Source organism: Arthrobacter sp. HMWF013, assembly GCF_003061105.1.
GTDB lineage: Bacteria > Actinomycetota > Actinomycetes > Actinomycetales > Micrococcaceae > Arthrobacter.
This window is the reverse complement of sequence record NZ_QAIQ01000361.1, coordinates 1-1,062: the sequence shown is the minus strand read 5'-3', so window position 1 is coordinate 1,062 and position 1,062 is coordinate 1. Positions and strand designations below refer to the sequence as shown.

Genomic DNA, 1,062 nt, shown 5'->3' with positions numbered 1-1,062 from the left:
AATGCAGGCGTAACGGATCTTCGGGACGTGCACGCCTCTTGCCAACCAGTCCGCGCCGAGCGCTACGCTAATCCAAAGGGGGGGGAAATGACGACGAAACCTAAGGACCGTAGCGGGGCGTGGGCCGACTTCGGCACCGGCGTCCTCGCTTGGATCAGCGGCGCAGCGGTGCTCGGCTTTGGCGCATGGTTGCTCTTCGGCCAGCCCGACCTGACTGGGGCGTCTAACGGAGATCGACAGACCCGCACCTCTCAGCGTCCCGTTCAGTATGTTGATGAGGAATACGAGCCCAGCGACCAGGAGATCGAAGAGGCGGTACAAGAGTCGCGGGAGAAAGTCTTCGGCAAGGGGTGGTCATGTTTCTACGACCCGACCATGAACGAGAATTGGCACGACGACGTGCGCTGCACTAATGGAGCAAAATCGTATCGCCCCATCCTTCTCGCCGACCGGGGGTTTGTGACCGAAGAAGACATGCGCGCGGCCGGTCAAGACTATGAGAACCACCTAAACTCCGGCGTCAAGCCCTAAGAGGTTCCGCCGGTAGGTGAGGTCGTGCTGGATTTAACGGCGCAGGCACAAGCTTTGATAAACACGTGTTTGTCTAGAACCAGTGTTGCCTCGGGAAGCTTGTGCCTGTCGTCCCATCACCCGTCATGAATCCCCTCTGGGCCCAATTCGAGGCCCTGATTCCGCCCGTGATCGACACCCATCCTTTGGGGTGCCACCGGCCCCGGGTGTCGGACCGGGTCGTGTTCGACAAGCTTGTCCAGGTCCTCGTGCTCGGGGTCATGTACGAGAAGATCGCCGATACGTCCTCCCAAAACGAACGCTGTGTAAGGACGGGGGCTAAATCCGCACCGCGGTCAGTTGCCCCTGAAGATCAGCTGTTCTACCTGCTCGGGTTCAATGCTGAGGTCTTGTGCCCATTCGGTCATACAAGCCGTGTACTTGCGGTAGCTGCCGGCGCTGTGCCAGGTAAGCCACAGGGTGAACCGTCCCGGGAATCATTCCGCCTGTTTGTTGGCGGCGTCGTCGGGTAACGGGCCGGTTTGTAGATCA

At 59.9% G+C, this 1,062-nt stretch carries 1 protein-coding gene and 1 pseudogene; both read left to right on the top strand.

Annotation, left to right across the window (positions count from 1 at the left end):
- A partial coding sequence (locus tag DBR22_RS13515; protein WP_219928119.1) for a hypothetical protein occupies nucleotides 1-531 on the top strand: 531 nt, incomplete at its 5' end.
- Between the two features lie 101 nt (nucleotides 532-632).
- Nucleotides 633-818, top strand: a pseudogene (locus DBR22_RS24540) (IS5/IS1182 family transposase); the annotation flags it as partial.
- Nucleotides 819-1,062 lie beyond the last annotated feature (244 nt).